The organism is Mycobacterium sp. 2YAF39 (genome assembly GCF_052114565.1).
In the GTDB taxonomy this organism is placed as follows: Bacteria; Actinomycetota; Actinomycetes; order Mycobacteriales; family Mycobacteriaceae; genus Mycobacterium.
On the sequence record NZ_JBFREZ010000032.1, the window covers coordinates 1 to 1587 of the forward strand.

The following is a 1587-nucleotide window of genomic DNA, read 5'->3' on the forward strand; positions in this document are numbered from 1 at the left end:
CTCACGACTACTGAACTCGGTGACCGCCAACTCCTGAGCACCCAACAACGCACCAGCATCGACCGGATAATTCTCATACACGAACAACGTGTCGAACAACTGATCATGACCCGAAACCCGATGAACCTCCCCAAGCGCCAAATGCTGATGCTCAAGAGTCTCATTGTGAAACTCGTGCAGTGCGTTCAGCAGGTCTGAGACGGTATCCGTTGCAGCAAGTTTGGCGCGGACGGGCATCGTGTTGATCAGCAACCCCACCATGGATTCCGCACCCGGCAAGTCCGTCGGCCGACCCGAAACCGCGGTACCGAAAGCCACATCGCGCTGACCCGTGACGGTCATCAGCAGCTGCGCCCACGCCGCACGCAACACGGTGCTTATGGTCGTACGACGGGACCGTGCCAACTCACCAAGCGCCTGCGTGGTCTGCGCGGAGACCCGATAGGATCCGACACCTCGTCGACCGAGCGCCAATCCGTGCGGGGAGCCGACCAGCGTGGGGGTCTCGAACCCGTCGAACACCTTGGCCCACACCGCCTCCGCGGCGTCCCGATCCTGTCCGGCCAACCAGGTGACGAACCTGCGATAAGGCATCGGCTCGGGAAGCCGGTGCCCGTAATAGCCCGCGAAGATCTCCTGTAACAGGACCGGCAAGGACCAGCCGTCCAGCACGATGTGGTGATTCGTCAGCACGAACCGGTACCGGTCATCTGCCGTGCGGATGAGCGCGGCGCGGAACAGCTGCTGACGTGAGAGGTCGCAGACCGCCGCGCGTTCGGCAGCGCATAACCGGTCGACGTCCTCGTCGGCATCCAGTTCGTGGTATTGCCAAGCGATTACGGGATTCGACGGGATGACCTGTACGGGCTCGCCGAACGAGGTGCAGAAGTCCGCGGCCAGATGGGGGTGACGGTTGATCACGGTGTTCAGTGCGTCGCGCAGCCGATACTGGTCGAGATGGCCGGTAAGCGTGATGTCCAGCTGCACCGCATACACGTCGTCGCCCGGTCCCTGCGCGACAGTCGCATGGAAGAGCAGTCCCTGTTGCAGCGGGGTCAGCGGCAGCACGTCCGCGATCGGGTATTGCTGTGTCAGCTCGTCGATCTGCTGCTGGCTCAACCGGGCCGGAGCGATGTCGGAGGGAGTCAGACCGCCGCCGCCCTGACGCACGTGCGCGCAGATGCCTGCCAGGGCGTCGAACCACAACCGGCTGATCCGGCTCATCTGTTCGAGGTTCATGGTCGAACGCGCCCACGTCCAGTTGGCCTGCAACTGAAGACCGGCATCCGTGTCGAGGGTGCCCGCGTTGAGCTCCACAGTGTGCATCAACGGCATGCGCACCGCCGAGGCCGTCGCGATGGTCGACATATCCTCTTGGTCGATCCGCCACAGACCCTCGGCAAGATCGGCCGCTCCAGCACCCAGCCGGCCCAGATAATTGAAACCGATCGACGGATCGGCCCCGCCGAGATCGACATCGGGATTCAGATAGCGCAGCACCCCGTAGGTCAGGCCGTCGGGCAGCGCGCGAAGTTGTTCTTTGGCGTCCTTGATGACAGGCCCGAGCGCGCTGTCGCCCGACGTCAC

The 1587-nt window shown here is 63.5% G+C and carries 1 protein-coding gene; it reads right to left on the reverse strand.

All coding sequences use genetic code 11. From position 1 onward, the window contains the following. On the reverse strand, positions 1–1587 hold a 1587-nt coding region (locus tag AB4Z42_RS28325; RefSeq protein ID WP_442012568.1), incomplete at both ends, for a condensation domain-containing protein.